Origin of the sequence: Kitasatospora sp. GAS204B, from assembly GCF_029892155.1 — a bacterium.
In the GTDB taxonomy this organism is placed as follows: Bacteria; Actinomycetota; Actinomycetes; order Streptomycetales; family Streptomycetaceae; genus Kitasatospora.
Genome location: NZ_JARZAG010000016.1, coordinates 123,467 through 136,791, shown reverse-complemented (window position 1 = coordinate 136,791; position 13,325 = coordinate 123,467). Strand labels below are relative to the sequence as shown.

10 protein-coding genes are annotated in these 13,325 nt (G+C 71.7%); 2 read left to right on the top strand and 8 right to left on the bottom strand.

What is annotated here, in order from left to right:
• Window positions 1–2: 2 nt before the first annotated feature.
• The 8 genes from P3T41_RS22295 to P3T41_RS22260 are packed head-to-tail and all read right to left on the bottom strand — an operon-like array spanning window position 3 to window position 7,903.
• A complete protein-coding gene (locus P3T41_RS22295; RefSeq protein WP_280691761.1) occupies window positions 3–896 on the bottom strand; it encodes an ornithine cyclodeaminase family protein in 894 nt (297 codons plus the stop codon).
• Window positions 893–2,119 (bottom strand): aminotransferase class I/II-fold pyridoxal phosphate-dependent enzyme, encoded by a 1,227-nt coding sequence (locus P3T41_RS22290; protein WP_280691760.1) that lies wholly within the window; start codon window positions 2,117–2,119, stop codon window positions 893–895. Before P3T41_RS22290 ends, P3T41_RS22295 begins: the two co-directional genes overlap by 4 nt.
• Complete coding sequence (locus tag P3T41_RS22285; protein WP_280691759.1) at window positions 2,116–3,030, bottom strand: alpha/beta hydrolase; 915 nt, start codon at window positions 3,028–3,030, stop codon at window positions 2,116–2,118. Before P3T41_RS22285 ends, P3T41_RS22290 begins: the two co-directional genes overlap by 4 nt.
• On the bottom strand, window positions 3,027–3,932 hold the full coding sequence (locus tag P3T41_RS22280; RefSeq protein ID WP_280691758.1) for a hypothetical protein: 906 nt from the start codon (window positions 3,930–3,932) through the stop codon (window positions 3,027–3,029). Before P3T41_RS22280 ends, P3T41_RS22285 begins: the two co-directional genes overlap by 4 nt.
• 41 nt (window positions 3,933–3,973) lie before the next feature.
• Complete coding sequence (locus tag P3T41_RS22275) at window positions 3,974–4,819, bottom strand: aldolase/citrate lyase family protein (RefSeq protein ID WP_280691757.1); 846 nt, start codon at window positions 4,817–4,819, stop codon at window positions 3,974–3,976.
• A complete protein-coding gene (locus P3T41_RS22270; protein ID WP_280691756.1) occupies window positions 4,816–5,808 on the bottom strand; it encodes a 2OG-Fe(II) oxygenase family protein in 993 nt (330 codons plus the stop codon). Before P3T41_RS22270 ends, P3T41_RS22275 begins: the two co-directional genes overlap by 4 nt.
• Entirely contained in the window at window positions 5,805–6,308 is a 504-nt protein-coding gene (locus P3T41_RS22265; RefSeq protein WP_280691755.1) for a MaoC family dehydratase, read from the bottom strand. The genes P3T41_RS22270 and P3T41_RS22265 overlap by 4 nt, the downstream gene beginning before the upstream one ends.
• Window positions 6,305–7,903, bottom strand: a complete 1,599-nt coding sequence (locus tag P3T41_RS22260) for a 2-isopropylmalate synthase (protein WP_280691754.1) — start codon at window positions 7,901–7,903, stop codon at window positions 6,305–6,307. The genes P3T41_RS22265 and P3T41_RS22260 overlap by 4 nt, the downstream gene beginning before the upstream one ends.
• A gap of 292 nt (window positions 7,904–8,195) precedes the next feature.
• On the opposite strand from P3T41_RS22260, the gene P3T41_RS22255 reads away from it, so the two are divergent.
• Both P3T41_RS22255 and car read left to right on the top strand, forming a co-directional pair.
• Complete coding sequence (locus tag P3T41_RS22255) at window positions 8,196–9,587, top strand: MFS transporter (RefSeq protein ID WP_280691753.1); 1,392 nt, start codon at window positions 8,196–8,198, stop codon at window positions 9,585–9,587.
• Window positions 9,588–9,663: 76 nt separating this feature from the next.
• Entirely contained in the window at window positions 9,664–13,272 is a 3,609-nt protein-coding gene (gene car, locus P3T41_RS22250; RefSeq protein WP_280691752.1) for a carboxylic acid reductase, read from the top strand.
• Window positions 13,273–13,325 lie beyond the last annotated feature (53 nt).

Sequence of the window (13,325 nt, the reverse complement as noted above, 5' to 3'; positions counted from 1 at the left end):
GTTCAGCGGTGCGTGCGCCCCACCAGGTGCGCGCAGGTGATCAGGTCCAGCGAGGCGTGGCCGGTGGAGCTGAAGACGGTCGGGCGGCCGTCGAGCCCGGTGTGGCCACCGCTCTCCAGGGCCGCCAGGTCGATCGCCGTGCGGTGGATCTCGCCGGCCTCGGCGACGGCGGTCTCGATGTCCTCGACCACGAGCGTGGCGGCGGCCAGCAGCGAGTGCGGCAGCTCGCGCGACCGCGTGGTGTGCGCGCCCATGCAGTTGATGTGCACGTGCTCCGGCAGGTCGGTGGCGATCGGCAGCGGGAGCACGGACGTCGTCGCCGTGGCGATGACGTCCACCCCCGAGGTGGCCTCGGCGGCCGAGGCGCAGACCACGGCCCGGGCCCGGCCGGCCGCCCTGATCCGCTCGCAGAGCGCCTCGGCGTGCCCGGCGGTGCGGGAGTGGACCCGCACCCGGGTGATCTCCCGCACCGCCGAGACGCCGAGGTACTGCTGCCAGGCCTGGACCCCGGATCCGACGATGCCGAGGACCGAACTGTCCCGGGCCGCGCAGCGATCGGTGACCACGGCCGTGACGGCGGCGCACTTGAGGTTGGTGACGGCCGCGCCGTCCAGCACCGCCAGCAACTCCCCGGTCCTCGTCGAGAACACCGGGACCACGGAGGTCACGGTCGGTCCCGGCCCGTCGGTGATGGTGGCGGTCTTGGCGATGTAGAGCCCGAAGTCGGCGCAGACGGCGGGCATCACCAGGAACTTGGCGCCGTGCCCGTCCTCGACGACCTGCCGCAGCGGCACGGTCATCCGCCGCACCGCGCCGCCGCGCAGCGCGGTCCGGATCAGCTCGGCGACGGCGGTGACCTCGCCCGCCGCGTGTGCCACCGAGCGGACCAGGGTCATCCGAGTCCTGCCAGCGTCTCCAGCAGGTCGGTCGCGAACCGCTCGGTCAGCTCCGTCGGCATGTCGCCCCGCAGCATCATCCGCACGCCGGCCTGGCCCTGGGCCACGATCGGGAAGAACATCGCGGAGCAGTAGTAGCCGCGCCGGTAGAGCTCGGTGGACAGCCGCACCGCCCGGTCGTTGTCGCCGGTCACGACGAACTTGATGTGCGATCCGGTGCCCCGCAGGTCGTGCCCGCGCAGCCGTTCGTCGAACAGCTCGATGTTCCGGGCGAGTTGCCGCTGCCGCCGGCCGAGCTCCGGGCTCCGGTGGACTTCCAGGGCCCCCAGGGTGGTGCCGACCGCGGCGGTCCGCAGCCCCTGCGACCAGGCCAACGGCCCGGACCGGTAGAGGAGTTCGAAGATCTCGCGGTCGCCCATCATGGCGATGCCGCCGGTGCTGCCGAATGCCTTGGCGATCGAGGCGACCACGATCGTGCGGGAGTCGAGGACGTCGAACACCGTGCGCGCGTAGCCCTCGCCGCGCTCGCCCACCGTCGACAGCGAGTGCGAGTCGTCGAGGTAGACGAACAGGCCGTAGCGGTCCTGGAGTTCCCTGATCCCCGGCAGATCCGCCTGCCCGCCGACCGAGTAGACGCCTTCGCAGACGTAGGCGACCCGCGGGTACCGCTTGCAGATGTCCTCCAGGTACGCCATGTCGTCGTGCGGACAGGTCAGGACCAGCGTCTCGTCGGCGAGGATCGGCTTGAGGAAGTTCATCGAGAAGTGCGCGAACCGGTCGAAGACCACCACCAGCGGCTCGCTGCCGGTCAGATGACCGGAGGCCAGCAGCGGCAGGATCGCCGCGCTCAGCACGCCGCACGAGACCGACGGCAGCACCTGGGCGCCGAAGTGCTCGGCGAGCTCCTCCTCCAGCCGGTTCATGATCCCCAGGCGGATCCGGAACTCGCCCATGGACAGTCCGGTGATCCGCTCCTCGGCCAGCGCGGCGCGCCCCGCCTCGACCACCGCGGGGTGGCTGTTGAGCCCCAGGTACGAGCAGGACGACAGGTTGGCGAACTCGTGCCCGGTGCGGGTCTCGCGCAGCCGGTTCTGGCCGTCGACGGCCTCGACCACCAGGCCGAGCATCCCGTGCTCCTGGGCCAGACCCCAGGCGGCCTCGCTGGCCGGCACCATCTTCCGGTTGTTCCGGTACCGGTGCGGACCGGTGATCTGCTCGCTCATCGCCCGCCACCGGCCCGGGCGCGGAGCCAGCCGCCGAGCCGGGCGACGGCCTGGCGGGCCTTGCCCAGCCGCGCGTGGTGCAGATGCCACACGTGGACCATGCCGGGCCACACCTCCAACGTGCCGACGCACCCGGCGCGTTGGAGCGCGTCCGCGAACCGCTGCGCGTCGCTGAGCAGGACCTCGCGGCTGCCCACCTGGATGAGCACCGGCGGCAGACCGGCGAGATCCCCGTACAGCGGGGAGACGTAGGGGGTCGTCGGCTCGGTGCCCGCCAGGTAGGACTCGGCGACGAGTGCGACCACGTGGTGGCTGATCAGCGGGTCCTCGTCCGCCAGCGTGCGGTAGCTCTCCCCGGTGCCGGCCAGGTCGGTCCACGGCGACACGCAGGCCGCCGCGACCGGCAGCGGCAGCCCCAGGTCCCGGAGCCTGAGCAGCGTCGCGAGCACCAGGCCGCCGCCGGCCGAATCCCCCGTGAACACCACGTCCGCAGGGGCGAACCCGCTCGCCAGCAGGCCCTGGTAGGCGGCCAGCGCGTCGTCGAGCGCCGCCGGGTAGGGATGCTCGGGGGCCCGCCGGTAGTCCACGAAGAACATCGGGCAGTGGGCCGCCCGGGCGATCTCCGCCACCATCGCGCCGTGGCTGCGCAGCGATCCGTAGACGTAGCCGCCGCCGTGCAGGTAGAGCCCGATCCGGGCGCCCTCGGTGTTCGGCGGGGTCAGCAGGTAGCCGCCGGCGCGCTGTTCGACCAGGACGTCGGCGGCGATCGGCGCGCCCCAGGCGTCGTAGAACGCCCGGGCCTGGTCGATGTCGTCGGGCCAGTCGTCCGCCGAGAGCGCCGCCAGCAGCTCTTCGAGCTCCGCGACGTCGCTCCCGGACATGACCGGCACACCGGTTTCGGTGGAGGTCATCGCGACCCGGCCCCGCCCTCGGCGCCGACCGGGTCGATGCCGCGGTGGTAGCGCTCGCGCGCGGCCTCGTCCGGCACCTGAAGGCTGGGCGCGGGGATCTCCAGGTTGTAGTGCCGGTACCACTTCGCCAGCTCGACGCCCTCGGCGAACTGGTACTCCAGGTGCCGGATCGGGCGCCGGGCGGGCTTGCCCGGATCGACCGCGCGGGGCTCGGAGCCCGCGTGCGCCAACCCGCCGGCCACCTCGTTGAGCAGCACGACCAGCACCAGGTCCGCGGCGAGGTCGACGTCGACCGCGCCGGCGTAGCCGGCCAGGATCCGCTCGGCGTGCTCCTCCCGGACCGCGACGTTGAAGCTGTGCGGCATCAGCTCGATCAGGTCGGCCGCAGCCACCCCCGAGTCCGCGCAGTAGGCCCGGGTGTCGCAGACCACCGGAGTGCCGCCCTGGATGTTGGTGTTGGGCCCGTAGATGTTCCCGACGAACGGCGTGGCGGCGTCGAAGTGCACGCACTTGGTCGTCAGGAACTCGCGCTCGGTGGTGTGGTCGCCGTTCGGGGTGAAGTGCTTGTTCTTGTTGTAGCCGTCGACGTCCATCCCGGCGATCCGGTCGTAGTCCATCACGACCGGGCTGAAGGCGGCGACGTCCACCCGCGCGCCGAAGGCGCGGAACAGCGACTCCAGGTAGTCGCGGCCCACCGCCGCGTCCTGCTCCTGGTGGACGTCCAGCCCGTGGCTCGCCAGCGTCCGGGCGACGCCGTGGCAGACGGCGACGCCGTCCGCTTCGGTCACCAGCCGGACCAGTTCGGTGACGAGCTCGTCGCCGACGGCCCGCAGGCGGCCGTCGACCAGCTCGGTCGGGTGGGTGGAGACGTCGATGATCGCGTACTGCGGCAGGGTCTTCACTGGGCTTCCCCGATTCGTCATTGCGGGTGCTGGGGCGGGTGTCAGGAGCGGGCGGCGTCGGCCGCGTGGAACTGGAGCATGCGCCGGGCCCGCAGCACGAACGGCGGGGCCAGCACGCGGTCCTTCTCGACCGTGAAGCCGGAGGGCAGGGCGTCGTAGTCCGCGACCACCCGCCGGTATTCGGCGAGTTCGTCGGGGCCGACCGTGAACGCCTCGGCGATCACCTCCACCTGCCGGGGGTGGATGGCCGCCTTGCCGGTGAATCCGGCGTCCCGGGCCGCCCGGCAGGTCGCCGCGACCACGTCGAGGTCGTGCAGCTCGAAGGAGTTGGTGTCGATGGCGGGCAGCCGGTACCTGGCCGCCGCGACACAGAGCCGGGCCCGCGCGTAGTCGAGATAGGCCGCGTTCTCGGCGTACATCTCGGCCGTCAGGTCCGCCTGGCCGAAGCAGAGTCCGTCGCTCACCGCGGCGATGGCGAAGGCGTTCTCGACCGAGTCCACGGTCTCGATGAAGCTGCAGATCTGCGGGGGCTTCGAGGTGCGGGCCAGCAGCGCCCGGTAGATCGCCACGTCGCCGGGGCCGGCGATCTTGGGGATGAAGACCACGTCGATCGGGACGCCGCCGATCACGGCGTCCAGTTCGAGCAGCGTCCGCAGGTCCGCCAGGCCGTCGGGGGTCGCGATGCTGTTGACCCGCAGGCCCAGCCCCGGCAGCCCGGCCCGGCTCAGGTCCGCCGTGGCCAGCAGCGCGCGGGCCTCGGCCTTCTTCGCCCCGGGGACGGAGTCCTCCAGGTCCAGGACCAGCAGGTCCGCGCGAACCCGGCCCGGCTCGGCCACCGAGGCCAGCCGCAGCGCCGGGGTGTACAGCAGGCTCGCGTACGACCTCACCGCGAACCCTCCCGGCCGAACAGCAGGTTCATCTTCTGCAGCGAGAAGTCCTCGTAGCGGATCGGCTGGTACTTCGCGGGGCGCTCTGCCGTGAACTTCGGGAAGCACTCGATGACCGCGTCGTCGTTGGCCAGCTTGAAGAAGACGATCGACTGCCGCCGCCGGTCGGCGAGCCGGACCCGGTGCGGTGTCGACACGTACTCGTCGTTCGACCAACGGGCCATCAGGTCACCGATGTTGACGATGAAGCTGTCGCGTTCCGGGACCTCGACGTCCAGCCAGCGGCCGGCCCGGTCCTGGAGCTGCAGGCCCGGGCCGTCCTGGGTGAGCAGGGTGATCAGCGTGCCGTCGGTGTGCTGCCCCATGCCCTGGTCGTTGCGGAACTCCGGGGCGACTCCCGGGTAGAGGTGCGAGCGGAGCGAGTCGTTGGAGGTGTTCGTCCGGCCGGCGAAGAAGTCCCGCGGCAGGTCCAGGGCCAGGGCCAGCAGCTCGGCGATCCGGTCCGCCATGGTCTCGCAGGCCGCGAAGTACCGCTTCAGCGCGGCGCGCAGCTGCGCACCCTGCTCGTCCGCCGGGAAGGGCAGGTCCTCGGCGTCGTTCAGGATCAGCCGCCCGGCGCTGAACTTCTCGACGTAGTCCGACGGCATGCCCTGCTTGCCGGTGTAGGCGTACGCGTTCTCGGCCAGCAGGGCGCTGTATCCGTACGGGCTGTAGTCGTTGTCGCCGCGCGCGGTGCTGGTCCGCATCGCGAGCTGGTGCTTGGTGTCCAGCGGGAGCCCGAAGAAGCGCAGCGACGCGGCGTAGGCGTCGTCGAAGACCTCGGGGGCGATCCCGTGGCCGCGCACGACGAAGAACCCGCTGTGCCGGCAGGCGTCCGAGATCTCGTCGGCCACCTTGCGTTCGGCGGCCTCGCGCTCGGCGGTCGTCTGCTCGGCATCCTCGCGCTCCGCCCGGGCAAGCTCGGGTTCCAGCGTGATGATCGGGATCATCGGTCCGCCTCCTGCCGCGGGACGAGAATCGTCCGCTCGAATTCGATCACTGTCGCGCCGTGCTGGTTCTGGCCGGTGGTGTGGACGGTCACGATGCCCTCGCCGGGCCGCTTGGCGGACTCCCGCTTGGCGAGGATGCGGGTCCGCGCGTAGAGCGTGTCGCCGACGAACACCGGTGCGGTCAGCCGCACCTGGTCCCAGCCGAGGTTGGCGATGCCCTTGGCACTGATGGTGGCCACCGTCATCCCGTTGACGATCCCGAAGGTGACCAGGCTCGACACCAGCACCTGCCCGAACCGGGTCTGCTCGGCGTAGACGGCGTCGATGTGCAGCGGATGCTGGTTGAGGCAGAGCAGCGAGCTCCACACGTTGTCGCTCATGGTGATCGTCCGGCCCGGCCGGTGCTCGATGACCTCGCCGGGGACGAAGTCCTCGTAGAGCAGGCCGCCGTCCTCCCGGTAGATCCCGGGGCCGACGGTGCGGTAGGCGTTGCCCTTCACAGCTCTCCTCCTCGGATGCCGGCTCGGCGCAGTGCGGACCGGCACGAGCGGTGCGCCGCGTCGGCGGCCGTCGCCGCCAGGCCGATGCCCCAGACCGTGCGGCCGCCCGCGTCCAGCGCCGCGAAGCAGGCCGTCGGCTCACCGGCGGCGACCGTCGTGGCGGTGACCACGAACTGGGTGAACTCGACGCCGTGCGCCGTGGCGTGCTCCGCGACGACCTGGTGCTCGTCGGCGCCGGACGGTGCCGCGAGCGAGTCGTCGAGGCAGTAGTTGCCCCGGAGCAGCTGCCAGAGCTCGGCCGGTTCCAGTTCGCGCCCCAGCGCGTCAGTGGCCCTCTGCACCACGGCCGCGAAGTCCCGGCGCAGGTCGGTGGGCAGGTCGATCCCCCAACCGGCCTTCAGCACATAGGCGATGCCGCCCTTGCCCGACTGGCTGTTCACCCGGATGATCGCCTGGTAGTCCCGGCCGACGTCCTTGGGGTCGATCGGCAGGTACGGGACCTGCCAGGGCAGTTCCGCGACCTCGCGGCCCTCGCGCTCGGCCTGCGCGCAGAGCGCGGCCAGGCCCTTGGCGATGGCGTCCTGGTGGGTGCCGGAGAAGGCGGTGTACACCAGGTCTCCGGCGTAGGGGTGCCGGGGGTGCACCGGCAGGCGGTTGCAGTCCTCGACGATCTCGCGGACGGCGTCGATCTCGGAGAGCTCCAGCTGGGGGTCGACCCCCTGGCTGAACAGGTTGAGCGCGAGCGTCACCAGGCAGACGTTGCCGGTGCGTTCGCCGTTGCCGAAGAGGGTGCCCTCGACCCGGTCGGCCCCGGCCATCAGCGCCAGCTCGGCCGACGCGACGGCGGTGCCCCGGTCGTTGTGCGGGTGCACCGAGAGGATGATCGACTCGCGCCGGTCGAGGTTGCGGTGCATCCATTCCACCTGGTCGGCGAAGACGTTGGGCGAGTGGGTCTCCACGGTGGTCGGCAGGTTCAGCACCAGCGGCCGGTCGGGGGTGGCGCCGACGATCTCGGTGACCGCGTCCGCGATCTCCAGCGCGAACTCCGGCTCGGTCAGGTTGAAGGTCTCCGGCGAGTACTCGAACCGGATGTCCGTCCCGGTCGCCCGCTCCGCGAGGCGCACCAGCTGCCGCGCGCCCTCGACGGCCATCCGCAGCACCTCGGGCCGCTCCAGGCCGAACACCACCTCGCGCCACAGGCACGCCGTCGCATGGCACAGATGCACCGTCGCGCGGTCGGCTCCGTGAATCGCCTCGAAGGTCCGCTCGATGAGATCGGGCCGGGCCGGCGTGAATACCGAAACCGTCACGTCGTCCGGAATTCCGTCCTTGCCGACCAGCTCCCGGACGAAATCGAAGTCGTCGGTGCTGGCCGCCGGATATCCGATTTCGATGTCCTTGAAGCCGGTCGCGACCAGCAACTCGAACAGCCGCTTCTTCCGGCCCGGGTCCATCGGCTCGGCGAGCGCCTGATTTCCGTCCCGGAGATCGACCGAGGCCCACACCGGAGCCCGCTCGAGCGCCCGGTCCGGCCAACGTCGCAGCCAACCGGTGGTAGGCGTAGGCCCGTTCCGCGCATAGCGGTGGAACGGCATGGACGAGGGACGCTGCGGAATTCCCCGGTTCCGCTCCGGGAAAGGCAGTGGTGAACCCGTTCCGCGTGCTCCCATGCTGCCTCCTCTCGCTGTTCTCGACGCTTCGACACTACGGAGCGCCCGGCTCGGTCGGAAACAGAGGATTTTCTAGACCGGACCCTGGAATCGGACTATTCCGGCGCTTTCCGGTCAGTTCGACGGCTGCCGGTTGACGCCACGGCCGGCCGCGGGTCTAGGATTTCGCAGCACTGATCGGCAGGAATTCATTCGTCTCACCTGAAATGGCGGCCCCATGGCCAACTCGACCAGTCTCGACAGCGACGCGCCGGACCTGGCCGAGGCCCCCGTGAGACCCCGTCGCGTTCTCGCGGTGGCCAGCCTGGCGACCGGGATGATCGTCATCGACATCAGCATCGTGAACGTCGCGATCCCGGCGATCCGCGCCAGCCTGCGGGCGAGCCTGCCGATGATGCAGCTCGTCGTCGACGCGTACGCGATCGTCCTCGCCAGCCTGGTGCTGGCCGGGGCCGCGATGGTCGCACGGTTCGGCGCCGTTCGGATGTTCCGGCTCGGCGTCGCCGTGTTCGGGGTGACGTCCGTGCTGTGCGGACTGGCTCCCGACGGTCCCGCGCTCGTCGTCGCGCGGGCGTTGCAGGGGCTCGGCGGGGTGTTGCTCACGCCCGCCACGCTGGTGATGCTCACCGACACCTACCGGGACCCGGACGGCCGTGCGAAGGCCATCTCCATCTGGGCGATGGTCGCCGGCAGCCCGGTCGCCTTCGGTCCCATCCTCGGCGGCACGCTGGTCGCGGCGGTGGGGTGGCGGAGCATCTTCCTGGTCAACGTGCCGGCCGTGCTGGTGATCCAGTGGCTTTCGGCCCGTCATATGCCCCGAGCCGGGGCGAACGTCCGCAAGGAACCCCAGGACGTGCTGGGCCAGTTGCTCGCCGCCGCCTTCCTCGCCGGCATCGCGCTGGCGCTCACCGAAGGGCGGGAGCTGGGCTGGACCCGGCCGCTGCCGATGGTGGCGGCGGTGGCGGCCGTCCTCGCGCTCGCCGCCTTCGTGGTCAGGCAGCGCACGTACGCGTTCCCGATGATCCCGGGCGACCTGTTCCGGGCCCCGGGGTTCCGCGGCTTCGTCGCGGCGGGCCTGCTGCTCTTCGCCGGCTACTACGGGCTGCTGTTCTCGATCAGCGTCTTCCTCCAGCAGGTGCGCGGGTACGGCCCGATCACCACCGGACTCTGCTTCCTGCCCTCCGCGCTGCCGATCACCCTGATGCCGCTGGTCGCCGGGCGCGTCCACGCCAGACTCGGCGCGCCACGGGTGCTGGGCATCGCGGTGCTGCTGACCCTGGTCGGCGGGGTGCTGCTGGTCTTCATCGGCGGTGACACCCCGATCGGTACCGGCATCGGGCTCGCGTTCATCGGACTCGGCTTCGGTCTGGCGACCGTTCCGCAGATCACCCTGGTGATGGCGACGGCCCCGGCGCACCGCTCGGCCCTCGCCAGCGGACTGATGTCGGCGGGCCGGTCGTCCGGCACCACCATCGGCGTCGCGCTGATCGGCGGCCTCAAGTCCGGCAACAGCATCGCCGCACCGGCGTTCGCGGCCGTTCTGATCTACCTGCTGATGGCGCTGGCCGTCGGCCTCGGCGCTCGCCGGCTGCCCGCCGACCCGGCCTAGGGCGTGTGGGGGGCACGGTCCAGCAGGGCCGGTCCGGCGGGAGCCTCATCGGACTCCATCACACACCGGAGCACTCATGTCTGAGCACCAGACGGGTCGCGACCTCGCGTCCCGGACCGCGGCACTGCACGCGAACGATCCCGAATTCGCCGCAGCCGCCCCGTCGCCGGCCGTCGCCGAGGCCATCCGGCAGCGCGCCGGCAGCCTCATCGGCACCATCTCGGCCGCGATGGACGGTTACGCCGACCGGACGGCGCTCGCCCGTCGGGCCGAGCGGATCGTCCACGACCCCGCGACCGGCCGTCGCACCCTCGAACTCCTGCCCGGCTTCGAGACGGTGACCTACGCCGAGCTGTGGCAGCGGGTCGGCCGCCTCGCCACCGCCTGGGCCGACCCCGCCGGCGGCGGCCTGCGCGCCGGCGACTTCGTCGCGACGCTGGGCTTCACCAGCGTCGACTACGCCACGATCGATCTGGCCTGCATGTACCTGGGGACGGTGTCGGTCCCGCTGGCCACCGGATCGTCCGCGGTACGGCTGGCCCCGGTCGTCGCCGAAACGCAGCCGCGGCTGCTCGCCGCCGACCTCGGCTCGATCGACGCCGCGGTCGACACCGTCCTGGCGTCCGACTCCATCGAGCGCCTGGTCGTCTTCGACTGCGACCTTCGCGTGGACGACCACCGCGAGGCGCTGCGGGCCGCCGTCGACAAGCTGGGCGAGCGAGCCACGGTGGTCTCGCTGCGGGACGAACTGGGCCGTGGCGGCCAACTGCCCGCCGTGCCACCGTATGACGACGGCGATCCGGACCGGCTGCTCGGCCTGATCTACACCTCCGGCAGCACCGGCACGCCCAAGGGCGCGATCTACACCGCGTCCATGATCACGCGCATGTGGCAGAACGGCTGCGGCGGCATGAGCGGCCCGGCGGGCGGCAGCACGCCGGTGCCGACGATCATCCTGCACTACATGCCCATGAGCCATGTCAACGGCCGCTCCTGGCTGGTCTCCGGGCTCTCCTGCGGCGGCATCGGCTTCTTCACCGCCCGCAGCGACATGTCGACGCTCTTCGACGACCTGCGCCTGGCGCGACCCACCGTGCTGAGCCTGGTCCCGAGGATCTGCGACATGGTCCACCAGCGGTACCTGCTCGAAGCCGACCGCCGCTGCCGCGCGGGCCTGGCCCGACCCGATGCCGAGGCGGCCGCCCGCGACCAGGTCCGCGACGGCATGCTCGGCGGCCGGATCGTCAGCGCCCTGTGCGGCAGCGCGCCGCTGTCGGCGGCGATGCACACGTTCATGGCCTCGGTCCTCGACACGAAGATCATCGACTGCTACGGGTCGACGGAGACCACCAGGGCCGTCGTCGTCGACCAGCAGGTGCGCCGTCCGCCGGTGCTCGACTACCGGCTGGTCGACGTGCCGCAGCTCGGCTACTTCGCGACCGACAAGCCGTACCCCCGGGGCGAGTTGCGGCTGAAGTCGGTCGGCCTGGTCCCTGGGTACTACAAGCAGCCCGACGCCAGCGCACGCACCTTCGACGAGGACGGCTACTACCGGACCGGCGACGTGTTCGCCGAGATCGCACCCGACCGCCTGGTCTACGTCGACCGGATCAACAACGTCGTGAAGCTCTCCCAGGGGGAGTTCGTCGCCGTGTCCCGGTTGGAGGCGCTCTACTCGACCAGCCCGTCCATCGCGCAGCTCTACGTCTACGGCAGCCCCGAGCAGGCGTTCCTACTGGCGGTGGTGGTCCCCGACCGGGAGCGCCTGGGGCAGGCCGACGATGCCGCGATCCGGGCCACCGTCCTCGACTCGATGCGGGAACTCGCCCACGGCGCGGGCCTGAACGCCTACGAGGTCCCGCACGACGTGCTGGTCGAACGGCAGCCGTTCACGATCGGGAACGGACTGCTGTCGGGGGTCGGCAAGCTCCTGCGCCCCGCCCTCAAGGAGCACTACGGCGCCCGGCTGGAGCAGTTGTACGCGGACATCGCGACCGGCCGGGCCGGCCAGTTCGCGGCACTGCGGGCCGAGGGCCGCGACGTCACACCGCTGGAGGCGGTCCTCAGCGCGGTCCAGATCACCCTCGGCTACCCCTCGTCGCTGGTGCGGCCGGAGGCCAACTTCACCGAGCTGGGCGGTGACTCGCTGTCAGCGCACACCTTCTCGACCGTTCTCGAGCAGCTCTTCGACGTCGAGGTCCCGGTCCAGGCCGTCCTCGGCCCCGGCTCGACGCTGGCCCGCATCGCGGACCGCCTCGGCGCGGCGCGCGGGGCCCGGGAGCTGCGCGCCACGTTCGCCTCGGTGCACGGTCGCGACGCGGTGGAGGTGCGGGCGAGCGACCTGACCCTTGGTCACTTCCTGGACGAGCGGCTCCTTGTCGAGCGCTCCGGTATTGAGCATCGTCCGGCCGAGCGGGTCCTGCTCACCGGGGCGACCGGCTACCTCGGACGGTTCCTGGCGATCGAATGGCTCCAGCGCGTCGCCCGGACCGGCGGGCGGCTGACCTGCCTCGCCCGCGCCACCGACGACGCGGCCGCCCGGCAACGCGTGGTCCGGTGCCTGCGCGCGGCGTCGGGGGACGGGGGCGACCGGGCCGGCCAGGCCGACTGCGCCGACTGGTTCGACGCGGTCGCGGCGGAGCATCTCGAAGTCCTGGCCGCGGACGTGTCGGCACCTCAGCTGGGCCTGGACGACGCGGCCTGGCAGCGGCTCGCCGCCGAGACCGAGCAGATCGTGCACGCCGCGGCCCTGGTCAACCACGTGCTTCCGTACAGCCGGCTGTTCGAGCCGAACGTCGCCGCGACGGCGGAGCTGATCCGGCTGGCACTCACCGGACGGCAGAAACGGTTCGTCTACGTCTCGACCATAGCCGCCGCGATGCAGCCCGACGGGTCCGTCCTCGACGAGGCGGTCGACATCCGTTCGGCCTCCCCCACACGGCGGTTGAGCACCTCCGACGCGAACGGGTACGCCACCAGCAAGTGGGCCGGCGAGGTCCTGCTGCGCGAGGCGCACGAACGGACCGGCCTGCCGGTCACGGTGTTCCGACCCGACATGATCCTGGCCCACAGCCGCCTGCCCGGCCAGCTGAACCTGCCCGACCGGTTCACCCGGCTGATCCTCAGCGTCATCGCGACGGGCATGGCGCCGCGCTCCTTCTACCGGCTCGACGAGCAGGGCAACCGCCGCCGGGCTCACTACAGCGGCCTGCCCGTCGACTTCACCGCCGAAGCCATCGCCTCGCTCGGCGCCCGGAGTGCGGACGGGTACCTCACGTACAACACCGTCAACGCGAACGACGACGGCATCTCCCTGGACGAGATCGTCGACTGGCTGATCAGCGCCGGGCACCCGATCACCCGGTTCGACGATCACCGGGAGTGGCACATGCGCTTCGAGGCGGCGCTGCGCGGCCTTCCCGACCACCAGCGCCGGCTGTCGCTGCTGCCGTTGATGCAGGCCTACGCCCGCCCGGGCGAGCCGAGAGAGGGGTCGGCGGTACCGGCCGCGCGGTTCACCGCGGCGGTCGGGAGCCTGGGCGTCGGGAGTCCGGACCTCGGGCGCCCGGGCGTCGGCAGTCTCGGTGCCGGCAGTCTCGGTGCCGGCAGCGGTCAGGTGCCGTCGCTCGCACCGGAGTTCATCGCCAAGTGCGTCGCGGACCTGGAGCTGCTCGGCCTGCTCTGACGGGCGCCGCACATCGCAACGGCCGACCGCACCCGGTGGTGCGGTCGGCCGTC

Bases quoted from the DNA above. Each gene is read 5' to 3' on its own strand.
- P3T41_RS22290 (WP_280691760.1), bottom strand. From the start codon at position 2,119: ATGAGCGAGCAGATCACCGGTCCGCACCGGTACCGGAACAACCGGAAG.
- P3T41_RS22260 (WP_280691754.1), bottom strand. From the start codon at position 7,903: ATGCCGTTCCACCGCTATGCGCGGAACGGGCCTACGCCTACCACCGGT.
- P3T41_RS22295 (WP_280691761.1), bottom strand. From the start codon at position 896: ATGACCCTGGTCCGCTCGGTGGCACACGCGGCGGGCGAGGTCACCGCC.
- P3T41_RS22285 (WP_280691759.1), bottom strand. From the start codon at position 3,030: ATGACCTCCACCGAAACCGGTGTGCCGGTCATGTCCGGGAGCGACGTC.
- car (WP_280691752.1), top strand. From the start codon at position 9,664: ATGTCTGAGCACCAGACGGGTCGCGACCTCGCGTCCCGGACCGCGGCA.
- P3T41_RS22270 (WP_280691756.1), bottom strand. From the start codon at position 5,808: ATGATCCCGATCATCACGCTGGAACCCGAGCTTGCCCGGGCGGAGCGC.
- P3T41_RS22255 (WP_280691753.1), top strand. From the start codon at position 8,196: ATGGCCAACTCGACCAGTCTCGACAGCGACGCGCCGGACCTGGCCGAG.